This is a genomic window from Pantoea pleuroti, from assembly GCF_014156615.1.
GTDB lineage: Bacteria > Pseudomonadota > Gammaproteobacteria > Enterobacterales > Enterobacteriaceae > Pantoea > Pantoea agglomerans.
Genome location: NZ_SBFD01000003.1, coordinates 539535 through 564676 on the forward strand (window position 1 = coordinate 539535; position 25142 = coordinate 564676).

The 25142-nt window shown below is 56.3% G+C and carries 23 protein-coding genes; 10 read left to right on the forward strand and 13 right to left on the reverse strand.

The features are described from left to right. Positions 1–118 precede the first annotated feature (118 nt). Complete coding sequence (locus EPG66_RS10105) at positions 119–727, reverse strand: DsrE family protein (protein WP_010671341.1); 609 nt, start codon at positions 725–727, stop codon at positions 119–121. 31 nt (positions 728–758) lie between these two features. Beyond that, positions 759–1364 carry a DsrE family protein gene (locus EPG66_RS10110; RefSeq protein ID WP_064703339.1) on the reverse strand — a complete coding sequence of 202 codons (606 nt, stop codon included), beginning with the start codon at positions 1362–1364 and terminating at the stop codon, positions 759–761. Between the two features lie 753 nt (positions 1365–2117). Here EPG66_RS10110 and bepA point away from each other — a divergent pair. Both bepA and arsC read left to right on the forward strand, forming a co-directional pair. Continuing rightward, entirely contained in the window at positions 2118–3581 is a 1464-nt protein-coding gene (bepA, locus tag EPG66_RS10115; protein WP_039390812.1) for a beta-barrel assembly-enhancing protease, read from the forward strand. A gap of 32 nt (positions 3582–3613) precedes the next feature. Further along, positions 3614–3955: an arsenate reductase (glutaredoxin) gene (arsC, locus tag EPG66_RS10120; RefSeq protein WP_182686680.1), complete on the forward strand. Its 342-nt coding sequence runs from the start codon at positions 3614–3616 to the stop codon at positions 3953–3955. On the opposite strand, the gene hda is transcribed toward arsC, so the two are convergent. From hda to upp, 3 genes are all read right to left on the reverse strand, one after another. Beyond that, positions 3952–4653, reverse strand: a complete 702-nt coding sequence (gene hda / locus EPG66_RS10125; RefSeq protein ID WP_195719715.1) for a DnaA inactivator Hda — start codon at positions 4651–4653, stop codon at positions 3952–3954. The genes arsC and hda overlap by 4 nt on opposite strands. Before the next feature lie 107 nt (positions 4654–4760). Further along, positions 4761–6044 (reverse strand): uracil permease, encoded by a 1284-nt coding sequence (gene uraA, locus EPG66_RS10130; RefSeq protein ID WP_010671338.1) that lies wholly within the window; start codon positions 6042–6044, stop codon positions 4761–4763. A gap of 146 nt (positions 6045–6190) precedes the next feature. Further along, positions 6191–6817, reverse strand: coding sequence for a uracil phosphoribosyltransferase (gene upp / locus EPG66_RS10135; protein ID WP_009088774.1), 627 nt, complete (start codon positions 6815–6817; stop codon positions 6191–6193). 230 nt (positions 6818–7047) lie between these two features. Between upp and purM the strand changes: the two genes are divergently transcribed. Together purM and purN are read left to right on the forward strand one after the other, a co-directional pair. Beyond that, on the forward strand, positions 7048–8088 hold the full coding sequence (gene purM / locus EPG66_RS10140) for a phosphoribosylformylglycinamidine cyclo-ligase (protein WP_031592563.1): 1041 nt from the start codon (positions 7048–7050) through the stop codon (positions 8086–8088). Next, positions 8085–8723 (forward strand): phosphoribosylglycinamide formyltransferase, encoded by a 639-nt coding sequence (purN, locus tag EPG66_RS10145; protein ID WP_115763804.1) that lies wholly within the window; start codon positions 8085–8087, stop codon positions 8721–8723. The genes purM and purN overlap by 4 nt, the downstream gene beginning before the upstream one ends. Before the next feature lie 283 nt (positions 8724–9006). Here the strand turns inward: purN and pstB are convergent, their stop codons facing one another. The 3 genes from pstB to EPG66_RS10160 are packed head-to-tail and all read right to left on the reverse strand — an operon-like array spanning position 9007 to position 13505. Further along, positions 9007–9774, reverse strand: a complete 768-nt coding sequence (pstB, locus tag EPG66_RS10150; RefSeq protein ID WP_010260068.1) for a phosphate ABC transporter ATP-binding protein PstB — start codon at positions 9772–9774, stop codon at positions 9007–9009. 12 nt (positions 9775–9786) lie between these two features. Beyond that, positions 9787–11421 (reverse strand): phosphate ABC transporter permease PstA, encoded by a 1635-nt coding sequence (pstA, locus tag EPG66_RS10155; RefSeq protein WP_182686682.1) that lies wholly within the window; start codon positions 11419–11421, stop codon positions 9787–9789. Further along, the gene (locus EPG66_RS10160; protein WP_182686684.1) at positions 11418–13505 is read right to left on the reverse strand and encodes an ABC transporter permease subunit; all 2088 of its coding nucleotides are present in this window, start codon (positions 13503–13505) and stop codon (positions 11418–11420) included. The genes pstA and EPG66_RS10160 overlap by 4 nt, the downstream gene beginning before the upstream one ends. Before the next feature lie 150 nt (positions 13506–13655). On the opposite strand from EPG66_RS10160, the gene ppk1 reads away from it, so the two are divergent. From ppk1 to mgtE, 5 genes are all read left to right on the forward strand, one after another. Then, a complete protein-coding gene (gene ppk1 / locus EPG66_RS10165; protein WP_010260075.1) occupies positions 13656–15716 on the forward strand; it encodes a polyphosphate kinase 1 in 2061 nt (686 codons plus the stop codon). A 5-nt stretch (positions 15717–15721) separates the two neighbouring features. Continuing rightward, a complete protein-coding gene (gene ppx, locus EPG66_RS10170; RefSeq protein WP_010260078.1) occupies positions 15722–17248 on the forward strand; it encodes an exopolyphosphatase in 1527 nt (508 codons plus the stop codon). A 41-nt stretch (positions 17249–17289) separates the two neighbouring features. Further along, positions 17290–17904 (forward strand): tellurite resistance methyltransferase TehB, encoded by a 615-nt coding sequence (gene tehB, locus EPG66_RS10175; protein WP_010671332.1) that lies wholly within the window; start codon positions 17290–17292, stop codon positions 17902–17904. A gap of 101 nt (positions 17905–18005) precedes the next feature. After that, a complete protein-coding gene (locus EPG66_RS10180; protein ID WP_010671331.1) occupies positions 18006–18191 on the forward strand; it encodes a YfgG family protein in 186 nt (61 codons plus the stop codon). A 140-nt stretch (positions 18192–18331) separates the two neighbouring features. Further along, entirely contained in the window at positions 18332–19765 is a 1434-nt protein-coding gene (gene mgtE / locus EPG66_RS10185; RefSeq protein ID WP_010671330.1) for a magnesium transporter, read from the forward strand. 3 nt (positions 19766–19768) lie between these two features. On the opposite strand, the gene EPG66_RS10190 is transcribed toward mgtE, so the two are convergent. After that, positions 19769–20266, reverse strand: coding sequence for a helix-turn-helix transcriptional regulator (locus EPG66_RS10190; protein ID WP_022624132.1), 498 nt, complete (start codon positions 20264–20266; stop codon positions 19769–19771). 20 nt (positions 20267–20286) lie between these two features. Next, positions 20287–20532, reverse strand: coding sequence for a hypothetical protein (locus EPG66_RS10195; RefSeq protein ID WP_010671328.1), 246 nt, complete (start codon positions 20530–20532; stop codon positions 20287–20289). A gap of 193 nt (positions 20533–20725) precedes the next feature. Between EPG66_RS10195 and EPG66_RS10200 the strand changes: the two genes are divergently transcribed. Further along, positions 20726–20905 (forward strand): hypothetical protein, encoded by a 180-nt coding sequence (locus EPG66_RS10200; protein WP_022624131.1) that lies wholly within the window; start codon positions 20726–20728, stop codon positions 20903–20905. Between the two features lie 30 nt (positions 20906–20935). Here the strand turns inward: EPG66_RS10200 and EPG66_RS10205 are convergent, their stop codons facing one another. The 3 genes from EPG66_RS10205 to guaB all read right to left on the reverse strand — a co-directional run bounded on the left by EPG66_RS10205 (position 20936) and on the right by guaB (position 25134). Then, positions 20936–21709 carry a DUF3750 domain-containing protein gene (locus EPG66_RS10205; RefSeq protein WP_010260100.1) on the reverse strand — a complete coding sequence of 258 codons (774 nt, stop codon included), beginning with the start codon at positions 21707–21709 and terminating at the stop codon, positions 20936–20938. A gap of 309 nt (positions 21710–22018) precedes the next feature. Further along, on the reverse strand, positions 22019–23599 hold the full coding sequence (gene guaA, locus EPG66_RS10210) for a glutamine-hydrolyzing GMP synthase (protein ID WP_022624130.1): 1581 nt from the start codon (positions 23597–23599) through the stop codon (positions 22019–22021). A gap of 68 nt (positions 23600–23667) precedes the next feature. After that, positions 23668–25134: an IMP dehydrogenase gene (gene guaB, locus EPG66_RS10215; protein WP_031594021.1), complete on the reverse strand. Its 1467-nt coding sequence runs from the start codon at positions 25132–25134 to the stop codon at positions 23668–23670. Positions 25135–25142 lie beyond the last annotated feature (8 nt).

Consider the following 25142-nt stretch of genomic DNA (forward strand, 5'->3'; position numbering starts at 1 on the left):
CTCGTGTATTGTCGATGAGATCGATCTCATTGCGACAACACTAGTGGCGTTTTATGACAGGGGCATCACAGCAATTTGACGGGCAGATGACAGCGGCAGTGACGCCGCTGTGAGGGAATTAAAGCATCAGGAAGGCGTAACCGCTGTTTTCCAGGGTCGCAACGGTGGTGCCGCTGGAGATGGTGTGAGTGACCATCGGGTCGATCCAGTTGCGCTCAAGCTGATGAAACGCCACTGACTGATCGCAGATAGTGACCTGAACGCCCGCTTTTTTCAGCTCGCTGATCAGCTTCAGGTTCGGGTTATCGACGCCGTAGGCTTTGCTGAACTGGTCATTATTCAGCGCTGATGAAACCGCGTCGCCATTAATTGACACCACAAATTTCAGCTGGTCGAGTGGCACACCCGCCGCATAATAGAGGTTGGTGACGCGCGCTACGCGCTCCAGACCGAGATTCGGCTTACGAATATCCCCTTCGCTGCGGTTGATCTGGAATACTATTTTATTACTCAGGCCCGCTGTCGTGCCGGGTTTAAATGCAGGCGTATCGACATAATGTATTTTGCCGTAGCCTTCAATCGCTGGCGTACTCCAGAAATCAGCAGGTTCGGATTTATTATCCGCCATTTTTCCGCTGACCTTATCGAATAATTCCGGCAACTGTAAAACATTGCCGCCGATAAATCCCGCTACGGCTGCCATAACCACTAAAGCTGCTGGACGCATTAACTCTTCTCCCGATCGTTTAAAACATTAATTACATTGCCAGCCACGCGTAGCCCTGGTTTTGCAGGGTTGATACGGTGGTCGGACTGGAAAGTGCATGGACTACAGATTTATCAATCCAGTTATTGGGATAGTGATGGAATGCCACGGACTGATCGCAGACCGAGACTTTCACTCCCGCCTGATTCAGCTCATTAATCAGCTTCAGGTTTGGATTTTCGATGCCATAAAACTTTTTAAAATGAGCATTATCCAGCATGGCGGGCGTCGCATCGCCGGTGACCGAAACGACAAACTTCAGCTGATCGGCCGGAATGCCGGAGGCGATATATAAATTCACCACGCGCGCCACACGTTCCAGTCCCAGATTGGGCGAGGTCATCGCGCCATCGCTTCGGGTAATCTGGAAAACAATTTTATTGCTCAGGCCCGCCACCGGTTTAAACGCGGCGTCGGGCTCATAATGAATTTTGCCATAACCTTCAATCGCCGGTGTGCTCCAGAATCCCGGAGCTTCCTGAGGCTCGGTTGCAAAATGGCGTGTCACTTTGTCATAAATCTCGCCACTCTGTGTGACAGCCGCGCCAACGACTCCGCCAATAATGGCGATTAACGCGTATGAAACCACTGAACGCATAACACTTCTCTCCGGCAAATATGTCTGGCAGATTCAGGACAGAATCAGGTCGGCTATCTATATCACAGCGCAGGCATAATTCTCGCCTGTGTAAATTCAGGTCAGCGCGCGGCTGATAACTGCTGAAATTATTCACCTTACGAATTAATCGAAAATTTTCATTATGAGGAAAAAAAGGTCTTAATCAGAATGGACCTGACTCTTTTAGCTCTTATCCCTTCCTGTGACATTAACAGAAATAAATAACAGCCAGGCATAGCTGGAATAAGCAGGATAAAGGCGGGGGTTACGATTTAATTTATCAATGGCAAAGAGGAGATTAACGGCTCAGAGAGGGCTATTTTTTCAGAGTAGACCTGGAAAAACTCATGCCATAGTCAGTTTTTTTGAGTGAATTTACATAACTTTAAAAAAATACGCTCACTGGCTAAATCTGCGTGGCAGCAGATTCTGCTTTATTCTGCCGAAGCGCATTGGGAATAAATGAATAAGGCGTCACTTAAACGCTCACAAACCCGGCGATACTCCGCCGGTTTCTGTTCGTTTAGCTGCGGTTTACGTTGGAAGGATGTTCAATTTTTTTCGTCAAAATGGGCGATCTTGCACAAATCACGCCGGTCGTTTGCCAGAAAACGACATTTCATTCTTTTGATGCTCTGGTTAAGATAGTCACGAACCGTCGTTATCTGCGAAAAATGGAACATTCCCGCTGCGCACCTGTCCATTTTCAGGGCCTCTCTACAGGATTAAGGCATGTTGAACCGGTTAAAGAAAACGCTGATCGCCGCGCTCCTTCCGACGCTCATTTTCACTACTCTGTCACCTGCTTACGCCGATGTCAGTGATTCACTTCCCGATATTGGCACTACGGCCGGTTCGACGCTGTCGATTAATCAGGAACTGCAGATGGGCGACTTTTATGTGCGCCAGCTGCGTGCCAGTGCGCCGCTGATCAACGATCCGCTGCTTAATCAGTATATTAATCAGCTGGGTCAGCGACTGGTGTCGCATGCCGATTCGGTGAAAACCCCGTTCCACTTCTTTCTGATTCAGAACGATGAGCTCAACGCCTTTGCCTTTTTTGGAGGCAACGTGGTGCTGCACTCAGCGCTGTTCCGCTATACCGAAAATGAAAGCCAGCTGGCGTCAGTGATGGCGCATGAGATTTCACACGTTACCCAGCGCCATCTGGCGCGCGCAATGGAAGATCAGAAGCGCAATGCGCCACTGACATGGGTCGGTGCGCTGGGCTCAATTCTGCTGGCGATGGCCAATCCGCAGGCGGGCATGGCAGCACTGACCGGCACCCTGGCGGGAACTCAGCAGGGAATTATCAGTTTTACCCAGGGTAATGAACAGGAAGCCGACCGCATCGGAATTCAGGTACTGCAGCGCGCCGGGTTTGATCCCCAGGCGATGCCGAACTTTCTGCAGAAGCTGGCCGATCAGAGCCGCTTCTCCTCGAAGCCACCTGAAATTCTGCTGACGCATCCCCTGCCCGACAGCCGTCTGGCGGATGCCCGCAACCGCGCTAACCAGATGCGCCCGGTGGTGGTGCAATCTACAGAAGATTTCTATCTGGCAAAGGTGCGTTCACTGGGCATGTACTCCACCGGGCGTAATCAGCTTACCGACGAACTGCTGAACCAGTATGCCAGCGGCAATTCTCGTGAGCAGCTGGCGTCACAATATGGCAAAGCCATACAGTTTTTGCAGGCGAAAAGTTTTGCCGATGCGAAGCGGATTATGACGCCGCTGCTGGCGAAACAGCCGAATAACGTCTGGTTCCTGGATCTTATGTCAGACATCGATATCGGCCTGAATCAGCCCCAACAGGCGATCGCCCTGCTCAGCGCCGCCACCAGTGCAAAAAACAGCCCGGTGGTGCAGCTCAACCTGGCCAACGCCTACGTTGAAGCGAAACAGTATGCCAACGCCAGCCGCATTCTGAATCGCTACACCTGGGCTAATAAAGATGATCCCAACGGCTGGGATTTGCTGGCCCAGGCGTCTGCACAGCAGGGACTGAATGATGAAGAGTTATCGGCGCGGGCAGAGAGTCTGGCGCTGAATGGCCAGCTCGATCAGGCGATCACCGCACTTGGCAGCGCCAGCGCACAGGTGCCGCTCGGCAGCCTGAAACAGGCGCGCTACGATGCCCGTATCGATCAGCTGCGCCAGTTACAACAGCGCTTTAAGCAATATCAGAAAGGCTGAGCATTCATGCTGCGAATAAAGGAGAGTCTGAGATGGTGACGATTTACCACAACCCGCGCTGCAGCAAGAGCCGCGAGACGCTGGCGCTGCTGAACGCCCGCGGGATAGAGCCGGAAGTGGTGCTCTATCTGCAAACGCCGCCCGATCGCGAGACGCTGCAAATCCTGTTACAGAAACTGGGAATGCAGAGCGCACAGCAGTTGATGCGGACTAAAGAGGCGATCTATAGCGAACTGGCACTCAGCGACAAAAGCGAAAGTGCACTGCTGGATGCGCTGGTGGAACATCCGGTGCTGATTGAAAGGCCGATAGTGATCAATAGCGACAAGGCGCGGATCGGACGTCCACCCGAAGCGGTGCTCGACCTGTTTTAAAGGCCGAGTGTCTCTTTCACAAACGGAATGGTGAGTTTACGCTGGGCGCTGATCGAGGCGCGATCAAGCCGATCCAGCGTATCAAACAGGGTGCGCATTTCACGATCCAGTCGCTTCAGCAGGAAGCGTCCCACATCTTCCGGCAGCTCAAATCCGCGTAACCCGGCGCGCAGTTGCAGCGCCTGTAATTTGTCTTCGTCGGAGAGAGGCTGCAGGCGATAGATCTGCCCCCAGTCCAGCCGCGAGGCGAGATCAGGCAGTTGCAGATTAAGCTGGCGTGGCGGACGATCGCCGGTAATAAACAGGCGCGTATTACCGGTTTCAAGAATACGGTTATAGAGATCGAAGATCGCCATTTCCCATTCAGGCTCGCCTGCAATGCACTCGATGTTATCGATGCAGACCAGTGACAGCTGCTCCATCCCTTCCAGTACTTCCGGTACAAACCAGGTGCGTTTATCCAGCGGAACGTAACCGACCGCTTCGCTGCGCGCTGACATCTCGGCGCACGCGGCGTGCAGCAAATGGCTCCGCCCTCCGCCTTCGCGTGACCAGAAGTAGAGATAGCTGCCATGTTGTTGGTTGAGAGCGCCTTTCAGCGCGGCAATCAGCGACGGGTTTTCCCCCGGCCAGAAGCTGGAGAAGGTTTCATCGTCAGGTAAATAGAGTGGCAATGACAATTGTGCCGGCGTGTTCAGAAGCACCTCAGCAAGAGAACAAGCAAAAAATCGGGGGAAGTCTAACACAGTTTTCAGAAAGAGATGAATGGGGCGTCCCTGCCCCGATCCTGTCAGGCTTGCTGCGATCACGGCTCGCGCGATTCTTCAGCCTCCAGCACCACTTCTTCCGGACGCAACAGCGAGATCACACGGAAGATCAGCGCTAATCCCACCCCCACGATCGTCGCCAGCGCCATGCCTTTCAGCTCCGCAGCACCGATATGCACTTTCGCACCGCTGACGCCGATGATCAGGATCACCGAAGTCAGGATCAGATTTTGCGCTTTGTTGTAATCGACTTTGGATTCGATCAACACCCGGATACCGGATGCGCCAATCACGCCATACAGCAGCAGCGACACGCCGCCCATTACCGGTACCGGGATCGCCTGAATCACCGCCGCCAGTTTGCCGACACAGGAGAGCAGGATCGCCAGAATCGCCGCACCGCCAATCACCCAGGTACTGTAGACGCGGGTAATCGCCATCACACCGATGTTTTCACCGTAGGTGGTGTTAGGCGTTGAACCAAAGAAGCCGGAGATGACCGTTGATAAGCCGTTGGCGAACATCGAACGATGCAGGCCAGGGTCGCGAATCAGATCTTTCTTTACGATATTGGCGGTGACTACAAGATGACCGATATGCTCGGCAATCACCACCAGCGCCGCAGGCAGGATCGTCAGCATCGCCACCCACTCAAAGCGCGGGGTATAGAAGGTTGGCAGCGCAAACCAGGGGGCTTTGACCACGCCGCTCCAGTCAACGATGCCCATAAATGCAGAGAGCAGATAACCCGCCACCACCCCGACCAGAATCGGGATGATCGCCAGGAAGCCACGAAACAGCACGGAACCGAATACCGTCACTGCCAGCGTGACCAGCGAAATCAGCACGGTTGTACTGTCGGGCGCGCTGCCTTCCGCGGGCAGCAGCCCTGCCATATTGGCGGCTACCCCTGCCAGTTCCAGACCGATGACGGCGACAATCGCGCCCATCGCCGCCGGGGGAAACATCACATCGAGCCAGCCGGTGCCCGCGCGTTTGACAATCAGCGCCACGAGACAGAACAGCACGCCGCAGAGGATAAATCCGCCCAGCGCGACCTCATAACCCAGCGGCAGCAATAGCAGTACTGGCGAGATAAAGGCAAAACTGGAACCGAGGTAAGCGGGAATTTTGCCTTTACAGATAAAGAGGTAGATCAGCGTCCCAACGCCGTTGAATAACAGCACCGTCGCCGGATTGATGTGGAACAGAATCGGTACCAGTACCGTGGCACCAAACATGGCGAACAGGTGTTGCAGGCTGAGTGGAATGGTTTGCAGTAACGGCGGTCGTTCACTGACGCCAATGGCGCGACGAGTCATCATTTATCCCCTTGTGTTATTTATCCCCCAGGGCGCGCGCCTCTGGCACAGCAGCAGGCACGCCGGTGAGCCTTGCAGCCACACCAAACCCGTTCGGGGATCTTTTTTTTGCCAAAAAAAAGCCGACTCTCTGGTCGGCTGTGCGATTATTTGGTTCCGAAAATCTTGTCCCCGGCATCGCCGAGCCCGGGAATGATGTAACCCTTCTCATTCAGTCCCTGATCCACTGACGCGGTGTAAAGCTCAACGTCAGGATGCGCTTTCTCCAGCGCGGCAATCCCTTCTGGTGCGGCAACCAGTACCAGCACTTTGATGCTGGTGCAGCCCGCTTTCTTCAGCAGGTCGATGGTGGCGATCATGGAACCGCCGGTCGCCAGCATAGGATCGACGACCAGCGCCAGGCGCTCTTCGATGTTAGAAACCAGCTTCTGGAAATAGGGAACCGGCTCCAGTGTCTCTTCATCACGGTAAACACCCACCACGCTGATACGGGCGCTGGGAACGTGCTCCAGCACCCCTTCCATCATGCCAAGGCCGGCACGCAGAATCGGCACCACCGTGATTTTTTTGCCTTTGATCTGATCGATCTCTACCGGGCCGTTCCAGCCCTCAATGGTTACGCGCTCTGTTTCCAGATCGGCGGTCGCTTCGTAGGTCAGCAGGCTGCCCACTTCAGACGCCAGCTCGCGAAAACGCTTTGTACTGATATCGTGCTCACGCATCAAGCCCAGTTTATGTTTGACCAGCGGGTGTCTGACTTCCACGATCTTCATTGGTGTTCTCCCGGAATGAGTTGAGCTAAAAAAAAATCGCGGGATTATACCGCCTTTTGCGCTCCGCGCCACCTGCTCTTGCGCAAAGCCGCGGGTTTTACCGGGACAAATAGAGGATTAATGAAATTCGTCCGATACGCAATCCCGGACTCGCAAACGTTTGCCTGCACTGATAGAATTGCCGCGCTTTATTTTAAACCACCAACCGCAACTCGCGTGGGGACCTCGCAGTGACCGACAAAACCTCTCTCAGTTACAAAGACGCCGGTGTTGATATTGATGCTGGTAACGCTCTGGTTGACCGTATTAAAGGCGTAGTGAAAAAGACGCGTCGCCCGGAAGTGATGGGTGGACTGGGCGGTTTTGGTGCGCTTTGCGCGCTGCCGCAAAAATACCGTGAACCGGTGCTGGTCTCCGGCACCGATGGCGTTGGCACCAAGCTGCGTCTGGCGATGGATCTCAAACGTCACGATGCCATTGGTGTTGACCTGGTGGCGATGTGCGTCAACGACCTGGTAGTACAGGGCGCCGAGCCCCTCTTCTTCCTCGACTACTACGCTACCGGCAAACTGGATGTGGATACTGCCTCTGCGGTCATCACCGGCATCGCCGAAGGTTGTCTGCAGTCGGGTTGTGCGCTGGTGGGCGGTGAAACCGCTGAGATGCCAGGCATGTATCACGGCGAAGATTACGACGTGGCCGGTTTCTGTGTTGGCGTGGTGGAAAAGTCAGAGATCATTGATGGCAGCAAGGTGCAGGATGGCGACGTACTGATTGCCCTCGGCTCCAGCGGCCCGCACTCCAACGGCTATTCGCTGGTGCGCAAGATTCTGGAAGTCAGCAACACCGATCCACAGACTGAACAGCTGGAAGGTAAACCGCTGGCCGATCATCTGCTGGAACCGACCCGCATCTACGTGAAAAATATTCTGAGCCTGATTGAGCAGGTCGATGTGCACGCTATCGCACACCTGACCGGCGGCGGCTTCTGGGAGAATATTCCGCGCGTGCTGCCCGACAATACTCAGGCCGTGATCGACGAGAAGAGCTGGCAGTGGCCGGCCGTCTTCAGCTGGTTACAGCAGGCGGGCAACGTCAGCCGTTTCGAGATGTACCGTACCTTTAACTGCGGTGTCGGCATGATCATCGCCCTGAGTCCGGCAGACGCGGATAACGCGATTGCGCTGATGCAGGCTGCGGGCGAGAAAGCCTGGAAGCTCGGCGTGATTAAAGCGTCTGATGCCGAAGAGCGAGTGGTCATCAACGGATGAAAAAGCTGGTTGTACTGATTTCCGGCAACGGAAGTAACCTTCAGTCCATCCTTGACGCCTGTGCAAGCGGGCGGATTCACGGCAGCGTGGCTGCCGTGTTCAGCAATCGTGCCGCCGCTTATGGCCTGACGCGGGCGCAGGAGGCGGGGATTCCCGCCCACTCGCTTGCCGCCAGCGACTTCGCCGACCGCGAAGCCTTCGATCGCCAGCTCATCGCTGAAATCGAAGCCTACACTCCAGACCTGATTGTGCTGGCCGGCTATATGCGCATTCTCAGCAGCGCGTTCGTGGCCCATTTTCACGATCGCCTGCTGAATATCCACCCTTCCCTGTTGCCGAAATATCCGGGTCTGCATACGCATCGTCAGGCGCTGGAAAATGGCGACAGCGAACATGGCACCTCCGTGCATTTCGTCACTGACGAACTGGATGGGGGGCCGGTGATCCTGCAGGCAAAAGTCCCGGTTTTTCCCGGCGACAGCGAAGCGGAGATTACGGAGCGGGTGCAGCATCAGGAGCATGCCATCTATCCGATGGTAATCGGCTGGTTTGTGGAGGATCGTCTGGCGATGCGTGACGGCCAGGCCTGGCTGGATGGCGAACCGCTGCCGCCGCAGGGTTATGCTAACGACTGACGTTTCAGAAGCCGTTGCGGGTTTTCCCACAGACGGCTGAAAAAATCAAAGCGATGGGAGACTGTACCCGTAGTAAAGCATCGCGGGCCATGGACAAAAACGTCGGGAGCGTTTTTGAACAACGCAAAGCGTTGGCCCGGCTACGGGCGCACCTCAGGGATGAGGTGCGTAATCGCCCGCGCTGAGCCGCCAGGGATGGCGTTTTTTGCATCTTTACGAAGGGTACAGGCTCCCTGAGCCAGTGCTTCATTCCCACCTCACGAAAGCCTGCTTTTCCCCTTCCTCAGCCGTAGCGCCCCGTAATGTAATCTTCGGTGCGTCGCTGTTTTGGCGCGGTAAAGATACGGTCAGTCTCATCAAACTCCACTAACGCGCCCTGATGCATAAACGCGGTGTAATCTGACACGCGAGAAGCCTGCTGCATGTTGTGCGTCACCAGCACCAGCGTGAAATGCTGCTTGAGCGTGGTCATCAGCTCTTCAATCACCAGCGTGGAGATGGGATCCAGCGCGGAAGTCGGCTCATCCAGCAGCAGAACTTCCGGTTCAATCGCAATGGCGCGGGCAATCACCAGCCGCTGCTGCTGTCCGGTCGAGAGCGTCAGTGCATTCTGTGACAGCTGATCTTTGACCTCACTCCACAACGCCGCCGCGCGCAGCGCACGTTCACAGGCTTCGTTCAGCACCCGCCGATCGCGTACCCCCTGTAAGCGCAGCCCGTAGACCACATTTTCATAGATCGATTTTGGAAAAGGATTGGGGCGCTGAAACACCATGCCGACCCGACGACGCAGCGCCGAGAGATCCTGTTCAGGTCGCAGGATCGGCTGCGATCCCAGCAACACCTCACCCTCGACCCGGCAATGATCAATCACATCATTCATGCGATTAAAGCAGCGCAGCAGCGTCGATTTGCCACAGCCGGAGGGGCCAATCAGCGCGGTAATCTTGTTTTTCGGCACCTGCAGCGAAATAGCCTGCAGCGCCTGGCGCTCGCCATACCACAGCGACAGCTGGTTAACGGTCAGCGCGATATCCGTGTCGGACGTCATAGTCATAGCCTGTTATTGAGTCATAAGGCGATAGCGTTCACGCAGACGGTGACGCAGGCCCATCGCCAGCAGATTAAGCGACAGAATAATCAGCACCAGCAGCAGCGCGGTGGCGAACACCAGCGGCTGGTCAGCTTCAATATTCGGACTCTGAAACGCCAGATCGTAAATCTGGAAGCCCAGATGCATAAACTTGCGGTCCAGATGCAGATAAGGAAACACAGCGTCGACGGGCAGTTCCGGCACCATTTTTACCACGCCAACCAGCATCAGCGGCGCGGTTTCACCGGCGGCACGCGCCACCGCCAGAATCAGGCCGGTCAGCATGGCAGGCACCGCCATCGGCAGCACCACGTTCCACAGGGTTTCCGCCTGAGTCGCGCCCAGCGCCAGCGAACCCTGCCGCAGGCTGTTGGGAATGCGGGATAGTCCCTCTTCGGTCGCCACAATCACCACCGGCAGCGTTAATAACGCCAGAGTCAGCGATGCCCACAGCAAACCAGGTGTCCCAAAGGTAGGATTGGGCAGCGCGCTGGCGAAGAAGAGCTGGTCTATCGTGCCGCCCACCAGCCAGACAAAGAAGCCCAGACCAAATACGCCATAGACGATTGAAGGGACGCCTGCCAGATTGACCACCGCGATGCGCACCAGTCTGGTCAGCGCATTGCGTCCGGCATATTCATGCAGCCAGATGGCGGCGATGACACCCAGCGGCATCACGACCACCGACATCAGCAGCACCATCAGCACGGTGCCAAAGATCGCCGGGAACGCCCCGGACTCACTCTCGCCTTCAGCGGGTGAATCACTGACGAAACGCCACAGCTGATCCAGGAAATGCAGCGTTTTGCCGGTCAGCGTCATCGCGTTCGGCTTCCAGCTGTCAACGATTTCGGTCAGCGGGATCGCATGTTCGGTGCCATGCACATCCCGCAGGATTAACAGATCGCGCTGACTCTGCTGTTGCAGCGAAGCCAGTGTCTCGCTCAGCTGATTAAAACGGCGCTGCAAAGCGGCCTGATTGGCCTGATATTCTGACTCGGCCTGCAGATCAAAGCGCCCGGCAGCACGGCTTGTGGTCGCCTGCTCATCAAGCTGCTCACGCTGGCTGTTGAGGCGCGCCATATCGACCCGGCGAATCTGATTAGCCTGCCGCACCAGCATCTGCACCTGTCCGAGCCGCTGATGCAGCAGTGCATCGGGATCCTGCGCAGTTAGCTCTTCATTATCTTCACGCAGGCCGACAAACCAGCCGTATGCCTGACCGTGGCTGCGGCGCTGCAGCACCATGACGTCCGCGGGCTGGCTGACCTGCGCCGCCGTGCGACTGTAAACTACCCGGAAATCGGGTGCGTCCCAGTCACGGTTACCGGTTTTAATCAGATAGCGATTAACCTGTCCGCCGCTGTTGCCCTGCTCATCTGCCGGGGCCGGAAAGCGCCGCTGATGTTCCAGGGTTTCACCCAGCAGCCGCGTCTCGCCCCCTTCAGGCTGGCTAAACGTGTAGAGATCGACGCGCTGCGGCCAGAAAGCGCGCACGCCCTGCCAGGCCAGTAACCCAATCAGCAGCGTAAAGGCCAGCAGGCAGACGGCTACGGCACCGGCGGTTAGCCAGCGCCAGCGATCGTTCTGTCGCATCGCTTTCATGCCTGCTCCTCGTGCTGGCTGTAGCGCTGGCGCAGTCGCTGACGGATCAGCTCGGCAACCGTGTTGATCACCAGCGTAAACAGCAGCAGCATCAGGGCGCTGAGAAACAGCACGCGATAATGAGCACTCCCCGCCGCCGCTTCCGGCATCTCAATGGCGATATTGGCGGACAGCGCGCGCAGGCCGCTGAACAGGCCACCTTCACTTTGCGGCGTGTTGCCGGTCGCCATCAGCAAAATCATGGTTTCTCCTACGGCACGCCCCAGACCAATCATCAGGGCGGCAAAAATACCGGCGGAAGCACCCGGCAGCACAACGCGGGTCAGGGTTTGCCACGGCGTCGCGCCCAGTGCCAGCGAGCCCTGCCCCAGTGCAGCAGGCACGCTGAACAGCGCATCCTCAGAGAGGGTAAAGATCAGCGGTACCAGCGCAAAGCCCATCGCCAGCGCGGCTACCAGCAGATTGCGCTGTTCGTAATGCGGCAGCCAGTCGCCCGCATCCGGTATCAACAGCGTGGGCAGCCACAGCGTCAGCAGCGTGACCAGCAGCAACAGCGGCAGCAGAATCAGCACTTCACGACCCGGCTGACGCCAGCGCGGCGGTAAACGCGCGCTGCATACGCCGCACAGCAGCAGCGTGCCCGCCAGCGTCAGCGGCAGCAGCAGCACACCCACCAGCGCCTGTCCAATATGCGGCGCGAGCCAGATCCCGGCAATCAGCCCCACGACTACGCTTGGCAGCGCACCCATCATCTCAATGGCCGGTTTGACCCAGCGTCGCAGGCCGGGCGCCATGAACCAGGCGGTGTACATCGCCGCCGCCAGCGCCAGCGGCGTGGCAAACAGCAATGCTAAACTCGCCGCTTTCAGCGTACCCATCACCATCGGCATCAGGCTGAACTTGGCCTGATAACTGTCACCCGCCGCGGTCGATTGCCAGATCCAGTCCGGTCCGGGGTAATTTTCATACCAGATTTTTTGCCAGAAATTGCGCCAGGTGACGTCCGGCCACGGATTATCAAGCCGCAGGGTCTGCCAGCTTCCCGCCCGTTCAATCAGCAGGCTGTCGCCACGTGGCGAAAACTGCGCCTGCACAATGCCAGGTTCCAGCTGACGCTGCAGTATCGGGCCATTCTGCTTGCTGGCAAACAGCCGCAGCATCCCCTGTTTGCTGAGCGTCGCAAACACGCGGCGTTGTGATTCCGTCACCAGAATGGTCTCGCCGTCGCTGCTGGCAAAGGTACGAATGCGCTGCAGGCGCGGCCCCTGGTCGCTGGCGATAGCAAACCACTGCGTGACACCGCTGCGATCCTGGATCAGCAGGCTTCTGCCGCCCACCAGCAGATGCAGACTTATTGGCTGATGCGGCAGGGTGTGCGTTTCGCGCAATAGTGCACGGTCATCATCAAGTTGCCAGACCCGCAGCAGATTGCCTTCGGTGGTGTAGAGCAGATCGCCGGACGGCGAGAGCGCCAGCAGATCCAGCTGGCGTTGCGGCAGCGGGATAACCGAGGCCTGGCGATCGGTGCCAAGCGTCAGCACCCGGAGTCCGGCCTCAGTGAGTGCGGCTATACGCCACTGACCCGCATGGCGCGTCGCCAGCGCCATCTTCGTCACTGCGCCATCGGGCAGATGAAACGGTTTGTCGCCCAGCGGAAAACGCCACTGCTGGTCGGCCGTGGGCTGCATCAGTGTCAGCGCACCCTGCATATTCAGTAGTAGCGTCTGCTCATCGGCACTCCGCACTATCTCGCCGGGCGGCGGGGTCAGGGCCAGTGCCGGTTCCGCAGGCTGACCATCCAGCGGGATAAAACGCGCCGCACCGCGCTCGCTGATGCGCCAGCCGACCTTCCCCTGATTGCCAATCGCTAAGGCTGGCGCACGATCCCAGAGTTGCTGGCTGGCCGCAATCTGCAGGCCCGGCGCATTAAACAGCGGTAATACCACGCCAATCAGCCAGCAGAAGAGCAGCAGCATCAATAGCAGGATCGCCACGCCACAGCAGGTGACCAGTCGGCGTGTCAGACGGTCAACGGCACGACGCTTACGATCGCTGAATTGGACAGGAATGTGGTTTGCGCTCATGCGGTTCCGCTAGCAGGCCAAAATAAGCCGCTATGTTGCCCGTAGCCGATTGATAAGACAACTCCTGGCGTTGGACAACGCTGCCATACTCTCGCCATAATGTTGGTGGATACTGGATCTTCAGTCCTGCAACCGCTAAATGGAGTGAGAATGGGTCAGGTAAAGCTTTATATTGAAAAAGAATTAAGCTGGTTATCCTTTAATGAACGGGTTTTGCAGGAAGCAGCAGACAAAAGCAATCCACTGATTGAGCGGATGCGCTTTCTGGGTATCTACTCCAATAATCTCGACGAATTCTACAAAGTGCGTTTTGCCGACCTCAAACGCCGCATTCTGATTGGTGAAGAGCAGGGTTCCGCCAGTACGCCACGCCATCTGTTTAAGAAAATTCAGCAGCGGGTAATGAAGTCCGATCAGGAGTTTGATGCGTTATATAACGATCTGCTGCTGGAGATGGCACGTAACCAGATCTTCCTGATCAACGAACGTCAGCTCTCATCCAATCAGCAGGCGTGGCTGCGCCACTACTTCAAGCACGAACTGCGTCAGCATATCTCGCCGATTCTGATCACCCATGAAACGGATCTGACCGAATTCCTAAAAGATGACTACACCTATCTGGCGGTAGAGATAATTCGCGGTGACAATATTCAGTATGCGCTGCTGGAAATTCCGTCCGACAAAGTCCCGCGTTTCATCAATTTACCGGCTGAGCCACCGCGCCGCCGTAAACCGATGATCCTGCTGGATAACATCTTACGTTACTGCCTGGATGACATTTTTAAAGGCTTCTACGACTACGACGCGCTCAACGCCTATTCCATGAAAATGACGCGTGACGCCGAGTACGACCTGGTCACGGAGATGGAGTCGAGCCTGCTGGAACTGATGTCCTCCAGCCTGAAGCAGCGACTGACGGCGGAACCGGTGCGTTTCGTCTACCAGCGCGATATGCCCGACACGATGGTGTCGCTGCTGTGCCACAAGCTTTCCATCTCAAACCTGGACTCCATCCTGCCAGGCGGCCGCTACCACAACTTCAAAGACTTTATCGGCTTCCCGAACGTCGGCAAAAACAACCTGGTGAACCGACCGTTACCGCAGATTCGCCACATCGGCTTTGATGGTTTCCGCAACGGCTTCGATGCGATTCGCAATCGCGACGTACTGCTCTACTACCCGTACCACACCTTTGAGCATGTGCTGGAGCTGCTGCGTCAGGCGTCGTTCGACCCCAGCGTGCTGGCGATCAAAATCAACATCTACCGCGTTGCTAAACACTCCCGCATCATGGATGCGATGATCCATGCCGCTTATAACGGTAAAAAAGTCACGGTGGTGGTGGAACTGCAGGCGCGCTTCGATGAAGAAGCCAATATTTACTGGGCGAAACGCCTGACTGAAGCGGGCGTGCATGTCATTTTCTCCGCACCAGGCCTGAAGATCCACGCCAAGCTGTTCCTGATTTCACGCCGCGAAGGCGAAGAGATTGTGCGCTACGCGCATATCGGTACCGGCAACTTTAACGAGAAAACCGCGCGTCTCTATACGGACTATTCGTTGCTGACCGCGGATGCGCGCATCACCAATGAAGTGCGTCGGGTGTTCAACTTTATTGAGAATCCCTATCGACCCGTGACGTTCGATCATCTGATGGTCTCGCCGCAGAACTCGCGCCGGATGCTGTATGAGCTAATCGACACCGAAATTGCTAATGCGCAGCAGAATAAGCCCTGCGGCATTACTCTGAAAATCAACAATCTGGTGGACAAAGGTCTGGTTGATCGGCTTTATACAGCCTCCAGCGTAGGGGTGAAGGTCAATCTTCTGGTGCGCGGAATGTGCTCATTAATCCCTGACTTGCCCGGGATCAGTGAAAATATTCGTGTCATCAGTATTGTTGACCGTTATCTGGAACACGATCGCGTCTATATTTTTGAGAATGGCGGCGATAAGAAGGTGTTCCTCTCCTCCGCTGACTGGATGACACGTAACATTGATTACCGTATCGAAGTGGCAGTGGCGATTCTCGATCCCCACATCCGGCAGCGCATACTCGACATTATTGCTATTCAGTTGAGTGATACGGTGAAAGCCCGCATCGTCGATAAAGAGTTGAGTAACCATTACGTCCAGCGCGGCAATCGTCGTAAAGTGCGATCGCAGCTGGCCATTTATGATTACATCAAGAAACTGGAACAACCTGAATAAATCCTATGCCAATTTCTCATAAAAGTACGCCAAAACCCCAGGAGTTTGCGGCGATTGACCTGGGCTCGAACAGTTTCCATATGGTGATTGCGCGGGTTGTCGATGGTGCGATGCAGGTACTGGGCCGCCTTAAGCAGCGCGTCCATCTGGCTGACGGGCTGGATGCCCGGCACAACCTCAGCGAGGAAGCGATGGAGCGGGGGTTAGCCTGCCTGGCCCTGTTCGCCGAGCGCCTGCAGGGGTTCAGTCCGAGCAACGTGACGATTGTCGGTACCCATACGCTGCGCGAGGCGGTCAACGCCGAAACCTTCCTGCAACGTGCGGCCGAGGTGATCCCCTATCCGATAGAGGTGATTTCGGGCCATGAAGAGGCTCGCCTGATCTTTATGGGCGTTGAACATACCCAGCCGGAGAAAGGCCGCAAGCTGGTGATCGATATCGGCGGCGGATCAACCGAGCTGGTCATTGGCGAGGATTTTGAACCGCAACTGGTTGAGAGCCGACGCATGGGTTGTGTCAGTTTCGCCCAGCTCTATTTCCCGAAAGGTGAAATCAGCCGTGAAAACTTCCGTCGCGCGCGTTTAGCGGCCGCGCAGAAACTGGAAACGCTGGCGTGGCAATATCGTCTGCATGGCTGGCAATATGCGCTGGGCGCGTCCGGCACCATCAAAGCCGCCTGCGAAGTGCTGCTGGCGATGGATGAAAAAGAGAAGCTGATTACGCCTGAGCGCCTCGAAAAGCTCTATGACGAGGTGATGAAACACAAATCCTTTGCTGCACTCAGCCTGCCGGGTCTGTCTGAAGAGCGTAAAGGCGTGTTTGTACCCGGGCTGGCGATTCTGTGCGGCGTCTTTGATGCGCTGGCCATTCGCGAATTGCGCCTCTCCGACGGTGCGCTGCGTGAAGGTGTGCTCTATGAGATGGAGGGCCGTTTCCGCCATCAGGATATTCGCAGCCGTACGGCACAGAGTCTGGCGAACCATTACGCTATCGACAGCGATCAGGCACGACGCGTGCTCGACACCACCGAGCAGCTTTATCTGCAGTGGCGCGAGCAGAATCAGAAACTGGCGAATCCACAACTGGCCGCGCTGTTGAAATGGGCGGCGATGCTGCACGAAGTGGGCCTGACCATTAATCACAGCGGCCTGCAACGCCATTCAGCCTATATTCTGCAAAACACCAACCTGCCGGGCTTCAATCAGGATCAGCAGATGCTGCTGGCGGCGCTGGTCAGATTCCATCGTAAAGCGATAAAGCTTGATGAGCTGCCGCGCGTGACGCTGTTCAAGAAAAAGCAGTTTGTGCCGCTGATTTTCCTGCTGCGCCTGGGTACCCTGCTGAATAATCAGCGACAGGCCACCACGCGTCCGGAGGCGTTAACCCTGAAATGCGATGACGGCCACTGGACGCTGACCTTCCCGGCGGGCTACTTCACGCAGAACAACCTGGTTCAGCTCGATCTTGAACGGGAGCAGGTTTACTGGAATGACGTCACGGGATGGAAACTGATCCTCGAAGAAGAAGTCTGACAACCCGGGCGCCTGGCGCCCGTTTAACTGAATTGATGAATATGACACAACCAACCGCACCACTTTCAGGCGAAAACTATTTTGCCGAAACCTATGGTTTAACGCCGCCCCACTCCGAAGTGGTTGCGGCGCTGCCCCAGCTCAACGTTGGCAAGGCGCTTGACCTTGGCTGTGGCGTGGGACGCAATACGCTGTTTCTGAATCAGCACGGTTTTGACGTCACGGCGTGGGATCATAACCCGCAAAGCCTGGCGCGCCTGCAGGAAATTATTGCGCAGGAAAATCTCAGCGGCATTCATACCGAGCAGCGCGACCTGAACAACACGCGCTTTAATGGCGGCTTCAACTTTGTGCTGTCGACCGTGGTGATGATGTTCCTTCAGCCGCAGACTATTCCGCAGCTGATTGCCGACATGCAGGCCTGTACGGTCAGAGACGGTTTTAACCTGATCGTGGCGGCGATGAACACGGACGATATGCCCTGCCCGGCTGATTTCTCCTTTGCGTTTAAATCAGGTGAGCTCAGCCACTACTACCGCAACTGGCACATCGTGAAGTACAACGAGCACCCCGGTCAGCTGCATCGCACAGATGAAAATGGCAACCGCATCACCTGTCGGTTTGCGACGCTGCTGGCGCAAAAAGCGAGTTACTGATCTTTATCTGCTGTTTTTTTCAACAGCGATTGATTTCATCAGGCGACTGTGACTAAATATTGCAGTCGCCCCAGATGGGGTCATTACAGGAACCACCCCGCGTGAACAGCGCTATTTCTCCCCGAAGACGTCAAAAAACCGGCACCATGACCCGCATTGTGCTGCTGATTAGTTTTATCATTCTTTTTAGTCGCCTGATTTTTATCCTGCCTGCTGCCTTCGAGCATCATCAGCAACAGAAAGCTATTCCTGAACCGGTTGCCATAACATCAGGCGATACGCGATAGCGAATAACCAATAACGACATTTCGCCTGAAACGCACCTGAAACTTAAACGTTATCCAGATAACTGGACTCTTTTTTGCATCCCTTTTTCAGGCGAAACGCTACACTTCGTGCTGGTGCTTTCAGACTTAAGGGATCCAATGTGTCTGCCTCTCACTCTCAACGTTTAAGTGAAATACGTCATCGCATTCTGACGCTGCTGCTCAGCGAGCACGATCTGGTTGATGCCCTGCTGGAGAAATCGGGCGATCTCAATCCTGAACAGCAACGTGAAAATGCGGCCCAGCGTGACGCGCTGGAACAGGACATTCTGCAACTGCATGCCGCTGACCTCGCGGATATTCTCGAAGCCCTGCCCGAAGAAGAACGTCAGGCGCTGTGGCGGCTGGTGCCGAACGAGCGGCGCGGCCATGTGCTGGTTGAAGCGTCTGAAACGGTCTGGGCCAGCCTCACCGAAGAGATGAGCGACCGCGATATCCTGCGCGCTATCCAGCCGCTGGATATCGACGATCAGGTCTGGCTGGCGCGTTATCTGCCACGTGACCTGACCGGACGCCTGCTGGCAACTGTGGAGCCCGCCCTGCGCGCCCGCATGCTCGATATGGTGCAGCTTGACCGTGACCGCGTGGGCCGGGTGATGGATTTCAATATCCTGACGGTGCGTGAAGATGTCACGCTTGCAACAGTGCAACGCTTTCTGCGCAAGCGCAAAAGCATGCCGGGCGGTACCGATAAACTCTTTATCACCAATAAAGATAATCAGCTGCTGGGCGAACTACTGCTGACGGACATCCTGCTTAACAAACCCAAAACCCTGGTGAGCGACGTGATGAACGCCCGCCCTACCACCTTCCAGCTTAACGATAAGGCCGAAGACGCAGCCAGCGCCTTTGAACGTTATAACCTCATTTCTGCCGCCGTCACCGACGCCAAAGGCAAGCTGATTGGCCGCGTGACCATTGAAGACATCATCGACCTGGTGAATGCCGAAAACGAAAGCAACATCCGTAAAATGGGGGGGATCAGTCAGGAAGAGGATGTGTTCGCGCCGGTGCGTAAATCGGTACGTAAACGCTGGGCCTGGCTGGCGATTAACCTCTGCACCGCCTTTGTCGCCTCTCGGGTTATCGGGCTGTTTGAAGGGACGATTTCGCAAATCGTGGCGCTGGCCACGCTGATGCCGATCGTCGCGGGTATCGGCGGCAATACCGGTAATCAGACCATCACCATGATTGTGCGGGCGCTGGCCTTACATCAGGTTGAACCGGGCAACTTTTCGTTTTTGATCGTCCGCGAGCTTGGCGTGGCGCTGATCAACGGCCTGTTCTGGGGCGGCATCATGGGCGGTATCACCTGGCTGATGTATGACAATATGGCGCTGGGCGGCGTTATGATGCTGGCCATGGCGCTGAATCTGCTGCTGGCCGCGCTGATGGGCGTGCTGGTGCCGCTGGTCATGACTAAAATGAATCGCGATCCCGCCGTGGGCTCCAGCGTATTGATCACCGCCCTTACTGACACCGGCGGCTTCTTTATTTTCCTGGGACTGGCGACGATCTTCCTGCTGCCGCACTAATCTTCAGGCTTGCAGGCCGTAACGTTGCAGCGACCCGTTAAGATTGCGCTGCCGCGTTACCTGTGCCAGCTCTCGGGTCGCCGCAGGCAGCGTATAGTTACCACGCTGACTCAGCCACTCCAGCACATCCGCTAAGTGCCAGATGGCGGTTTTACCGTCATGCACCGGCAGCGGAAACGGCGGGCGGTGGCTGAGCATCAGCTTACGCATATTCTGACGCGTCATGCCGATGATCTCCGCCACATCCGTCAATCCCACAAAATCGGGTGCGGCTTCCACCAGCGTGGCACCCGGTATCGCACGCAGCACATCCTCTTCTGCCTGTTTCAATACATCCGTTGCGGAGTCAGACTCGCGGGTGAACTCCAGTGCAATTCTGCCCGGCATGCCCAGGCCGATTAGCGCATCATCACAGCCTGCCGCTGCCAGCGTTTCCAGCAGTTCATCCACCGGCGCGTGCCCTTCCGGCAGGCTGAACCGTAATGTGAAACAATATTCCATATGCTTCTCCTTGTGCTGCATCAGGACTTCAGATAGTGACAGTTGTCGACCACGCGCCGCAGCGCACGGGCATGCTGATGTGCGTTTTTTGGTGTGCTCCAGATACAGGTCAGACAAAACTCCCCACATCGGCACATCAACAGATTTTTCGGACAGTACATTTTGCCCCAGGCGTGATGGCCTCCCGTGACGACCAGCCAGCCATGGGATTCGGCGTAACGTAACGCCGTTTCGATCTCTTTGTTGGGATGCCGCTTCCTTGCCATGTTTTTCCCTATCCTGACGCTGAATTGATAAGTTGTCAACTGACAACCTGATGAAATTATCTTAGTGCGGCTCAGCATGCGCAGACTTTTTCTCGCAGTAAAACAGACAGGGTATAAACTGGAAAACGTCACACAAAAAACGATCAGCGCCAGAAGTCATCTGGCAGCAGAAACGATTAACAACGGAGGCAATATGTTTAAAGCAGAGGATTTTGTTCAGTCGAAAACCGGCGGTCCGAAAATGCAGGTGCTGCGCGTCGAAGGTGACACCTTATGGTGTGCACGCGTTGATGATGCAGCGAAAAAAGAGATCGAAGTGAAAGCAGAGAGCGTCAATCTCTATCACGAAGAGGGTGACTTTGGCGTGTGCTGAGGTGAAACGGCCCCTGACGGGGCCATACTGTCAGGGCTTATCCTGCTGAAGGTTGTCATTTCCCAGGCCGCCAATAAACGGCAGACGCAGCCGGAACGGTGTGAAATCGACTCCCATGTTCAGACCCAGCAGATTCACTTCAAATCCCTCTTCTGCACCCAGCGTCACTCCCGCCACACCCAGAATCGACACCTGCACACCGCGCCCGGATGGCGGCAGCCCGACCGGACGCCACAGTGGCCGGTAATCTTTACCCAGCGCGTTAGCGGGCAGATCAAGCCTTAAAGCGGGTACTTCGCGGCCAATATGCGCCAGGAAGGTGTTGCTGTTCGGTCCTGGCCAGGCGCGGTAGGTTGTCGGCCACGGATAGGATTTAATGGCGGCTTCAATCTGCGGGATCATCGCTTCTGCTTCCGGTCCGCGATGTTCCACCAGCAGCCGCGGTTTTGCGCCATACCAGTAGCCATCAGGCAGGTTGGTGTTGCGCCGGACTTTATCGCCGCTGCCCCAGCTAATCACTTCGTAGCGAGTGAAACGCGTTTCACCTGCGCGCTTGAAGATGATCCACGGATGCACCGCCACCGCCCCTTTCCAGCCATAGGTCGGCGCAGCATAGACCTGTACAATAGCCAGGCTATATAAAGCGCGCGGGTCGGGTGCTATCCCGGACGAATCACGTCGGGCGGTCGCCCAACCGCCCGGCTCTGCGGTTTCGCTGTGACGCGTCGCCTGCGCAATGCTGGCTCCCAGCGATAGCAGCAGTACGGCAACAAAAAACAGGCTGAACACTTTAAGTGAGAGCATGACAACATTCCTGGTGACGTAAGAATCGCGAATCGCCTGTTCAGCAGGCGGTTTCAGTAAGCGGCGGCTTTGGGATACGGACGATCGATGAAAGCGGCGGGTAAGAGCGGGACACAACTGACGTCAGTTGCGGGCTTTTACTGCATGGAGGATAGCGTAATTTCCGGCAAAGTGAACAGGAAAACACCAGCGACGGACCTGGATGTGCTGAAAGGTTAAAATAGCGAGTCTGCGCACGGTCAAAGCAATAAAAAAGCCCGCTGGGGAGCGGGCTTCAGAATTATCAGGGCTTAACTGGCTGAGGCCAGGTTATTCCCACTCAATCGTCGCTGGTGGCTTACCGCTGATGTCATACACCACGCGGGAGATGCCGTCGACTTCATTGATGATGCGGTTAGAGACACGACCCAGGAACTCATACGGCAGGTGCGCCCAGTGTGCGGTCATAAAGTCGATGGTTTCCACCGCACGCAGCGAGACAACCCAGTCATATTTACGGCCATCGCCCATCACGCCGACTGAACGTACCGGCAGGAAGACGGTGAACGCCTGGCTGACTTTGTTATAGAGATCCGCTTTATGCAGCTCTTCAATGAAGATGGCATCGGCACGGCGCAGCAGGTCGCAATACTCTTTCTTCACTTCGCCCAGCACGCGCACGCCCAGACCTGGACCCGGGAACGGATGGCGATAGAGCATGTCGTAAGGCAGGCCCAGCTCCAGACCAATCTTACGCACCTCATCTTTGAACAGCTCACGCAGCGGCTCAACCAGGCCCATCTTCATCTCTTTCGGCAGGCCGCCGACGTTGTGATGCGATTTGATGACGTGCGCCTTACCGGTTGCAGAGGCCGCAGACTCAATGACATCCGGATAGATGGTGCCCTGTGCCAGCCACTTAACGTCCTGCAGCTTCAGCGCTTCTTCGTCGAAGACTTCCACAAAGACGCGACCGATAATTTTACGTTTCGCTTCCGGCTCATTCTCACCTGCCAGCGCGTCGAGGAAACGCGCTTCGCCTTCAACGTGAATAATGTTGAGGCCGAAGTGGTCGCCAAACATATCCATAACCTGTTGTGCTTCGTTCAGGCGCAACAGGCCGTTATCCACGAACACGCAGGTCAGACGGTCGCCAATGGCGCGATGCAGCAGCATTGCCGTTACGGAGGAGTCAACACCACCTGACAGACCGAGGATCACTTTGTCGTTGCCGACCTGCACACGCAGGCGTTCAACCGCATCTTCAATGATTTTGGCTGGCGTCCACAGGGCTTCACATTCACAGATGTCGATAACGAAGCGCTCAAGCATCCGCAGGCCCTGGCGGGTATGGGTCACTTCCGGGTGGAACTGCACGCCGTAGAAACGCTTCTCTTCGTTAGCCATGATGGCGAACGGACAGGTTTCTGTGCTGGCAACGGTCACGAAGTCAGCCGGGATCGCCGTGACTTTGTCGCCGTGGCTCATCCAGACATCCAGCAGCGGTTTGCCGGCGGCGCTGATCGCATCTTCAATATCGCGAACCAGGGCGCTTGGCGTCGTCACTTCGACCTGCGCATAACCAAACTCGCGCTCGGTTGAGCCAGCAACGGTGCCGCCCAGCTGCATCGCCATCGTCTGCATACCGTAGCAGACACCCAGCACCGGCACGCCAGCGCTGAAGACATATTCAGGCGCACGCGGGCTGTTCAGTTCGGTGGTGCTCTCCGGGCCACCGGAAAGGATGATGCCGCTTGGATTGAACTGGCGAATCTGCTCTTCGGTGACATCCCATGCCCAGAGTTCACAGTAAACGCCCAGCTCGCGCACGCGACGTGCAACCAGCTGAGTATATTGTGAGCCGAAATCGAGAATCAGAATGCGATGCTTATGGATATTTTCCGTCGTCATTGAGGGTTTTCCAGAACGGTGACTTAATCAATAAAAGCGCCCGGCTGAAGCCGGGCGGGAAATCGGGATTATGAACCCATGCGGTAGTTCGGTGACTCTTTGGTGATGGTCACATCATGCACGTGGCTCTCATTGATGCCGGCGCCGCTGATGCGGACAAACTCCGCCTTAGTGCGCAGGTCATCAATGGTCGGGCAACCGGTCAGGCCCATGCACGAGCGCAGTCCGCCCATCTGCTGATGCACGATCTCTTTCAGACGGCCTTTATAGGCCACGCGACCTTCGATACCTTCCGGTACCAGTTTGTCAGCGGCGTTATCGGTCTGGAAGTAGCGGTCAGAAGAGCCTTTAGACATCGCGCCCAGTGAACCCATACCGCGATAGGATTTGAACGAACGGCCCTGATAGAGTTCGATCTCGCCCGGTGACTCTTCGGTCCCCGCCAGCATCGAACCGACCATGACACAGGACGCACCGGCGGCGATCGCTTTCGCGATGTCACCGGAGAAACGGATACCGCCATCGGCAATCACCGGAATACCGGTGCCTTCCAGCGCGGTAACTGCGTCAGAGACGGCAGTGATCTGCGGAACGCCCACGCCGGTCACGATACGGGTAGTACAGATAGAGCCCGGGCCGATACCCACTTTAACGGCGCTGACACCTGCCGCCACCAGCGCCAGTGCGCCAGCACCAGTGGCTACGTTGCCGCCAACGATTTCAAGGTCCGGGTATTTGGCACGGGTTTCACGGATACGTGACAGCACGCCTTCAGAATGGCCGTGTGAAGAGTCAATCAGCAGCACGTCAACGCCCGCTGCAACCAGCGCATCGATACGCTCTTCATTACCTGCACCTGCGCCAACTGCCGCACCGACACGCAGACGACCCTGCGCATCTTTACAGGCGTTAGGTTTACGTTCGGCTTTCTGGAAATCTTTAACGGTGATCATGCCCAGCAGATGGAAGCTGTCATCCACCACCAGCGCTTTCTCAACGCGCTTTTCATGCATCCTGTGCAGCACGACATCGCGCGCTTCGCCCTCTTTCACCGTCACCAGACGATCTTTCGGGGTCATGACTGCAGAGACAGGCTGTGAAAGGTCAGTGACAAAGCGCACGTCACGACCGGTGATGATACCCACCAGTTCGTTGTCGCGATTAACCACCGGATAACCCGCAAAGCCGTTGCGCTCGGTCAGCGCTTTAACGTCAGCCAGTGGGGTGGTTGGCAGGACGGTCTGTGGTTCAGTCACCACGCCGCTTTCATGTTTCTTCACCTTGCGCACTTCGTCCGCCTGGCGTTCGATTGACATATTTTTATGGATGAAGCCAAGGCCGCCTTCCTGTGCCAGCGCAATCGCCAGACCCGACTCGGTCACGGTGTCCATAGCAGCAGAAAGCATAGGAATATTTAAACGGATATTTTTGGTCAGCTGGGTGCTGAGATCGGCCGTATTCGGCAGGACGGTGGAGTGTGCAGGGACGAGCAGAACGTCGTCAAAAGTGAGTGCTTCTTTAGCGATTCTTAACATGGCAATAC

Excerpts from the sequence above, each read along its gene's own strand:
- EPG66_RS10105 (WP_010671341.1), bottom strand. The coding sequence starts at position 727 with ATGCGTCCAGCAGCTTTAGTGGTTATGGCAGCCGTAGCGGGATTTATC.
- EPG66_RS10110 (WP_064703339.1), bottom strand. The coding sequence starts at position 1,364 with ATGCGTTCAGTGGTTTCATACGCGTTAATCGCCATTATTGGCGGAGTC.
- bepA (WP_039390812.1), top strand. The coding sequence starts at position 2,118 with ATGTTGAACCGGTTAAAGAAAACGCTGATCGCCGCGCTCCTTCCGACG.
- arsC (WP_182686680.1), top strand. The coding sequence starts at position 3,614 with ATGGTGACGATTTACCACAACCCGCGCTGCAGCAAGAGCCGCGAGACG.
- uraA (WP_010671338.1), bottom strand. The coding sequence starts at position 6,044 with ATGACTCGTCGCGCCATTGGCGTCAGTGAACGACCGCCGTTACTGCAA.
- upp (WP_009088774.1), bottom strand. The coding sequence starts at position 6,817 with ATGAAGATCGTGGAAGTCAGACACCCGCTGGTCAAACATAAACTGGGC.
- purN (WP_115763804.1), top strand. The coding sequence starts at position 8,085 with ATGAAAAAGCTGGTTGTACTGATTTCCGGCAACGGAAGTAACCTTCAG.
- pstB (WP_010260068.1), bottom strand. The coding sequence starts at position 9,774 with ATGACGTCCGACACGGATATCGCGCTGACCGTTAACCAGCTGTCGCTG.
- pstA (WP_182686682.1), bottom strand. The coding sequence starts at position 11,421 with ATGAAAGCGATGCGACAGAACGATCGCTGGCGCTGGCTAACCGCCGGT.
- EPG66_RS10160 (WP_182686684.1), bottom strand. The coding sequence starts at position 13,505 with ATGAGCGCAAACCACATTCCTGTCCAATTCAGCGATCGTAAGCGTCGT.
- ppk1 (WP_010260075.1), top strand. The coding sequence starts at position 13,656 with ATGGGTCAGGTAAAGCTTTATATTGAAAAAGAATTAAGCTGGTTATCC.
- ppx (WP_010260078.1), top strand. The coding sequence starts at position 15,722 with ATGCCAATTTCTCATAAAAGTACGCCAAAACCCCAGGAGTTTGCGGCG.
- tehB (WP_010671332.1), top strand. The coding sequence starts at position 17,290 with ATGACACAACCAACCGCACCACTTTCAGGCGAAAACTATTTTGCCGAA.
- EPG66_RS10190 (WP_022624132.1), bottom strand. The coding sequence starts at position 20,266 with ATGGAATATTGTTTCACATTACGGTTCAGCCTGCCGGAAGGGCACGCG.
- EPG66_RS10195 (WP_010671328.1), bottom strand. The coding sequence starts at position 20,532 with ATGGCAAGGAAGCGGCATCCCAACAAAGAGATCGAAACGGCGTTACGT.
- EPG66_RS10200 (WP_022624131.1), top strand. The coding sequence starts at position 20,726 with ATGTTTAAAGCAGAGGATTTTGTTCAGTCGAAAACCGGCGGTCCGAAA.
- EPG66_RS10205 (WP_010260100.1), bottom strand. The coding sequence starts at position 21,709 with ATGCTCTCACTTAAAGTGTTCAGCCTGTTTTTTGTTGCCGTACTGCTG.
- guaA (WP_022624130.1), bottom strand. The coding sequence starts at position 23,599 with ATGACGACGGAAAATATCCATAAGCATCGCATTCTGATTCTCGATTTC.
- guaB (WP_031594021.1), bottom strand. The coding sequence starts at position 25,134 with ATGTTAAGAATCGCTAAAGAAGCACTCACTTTTGACGACGTTCTGCTC.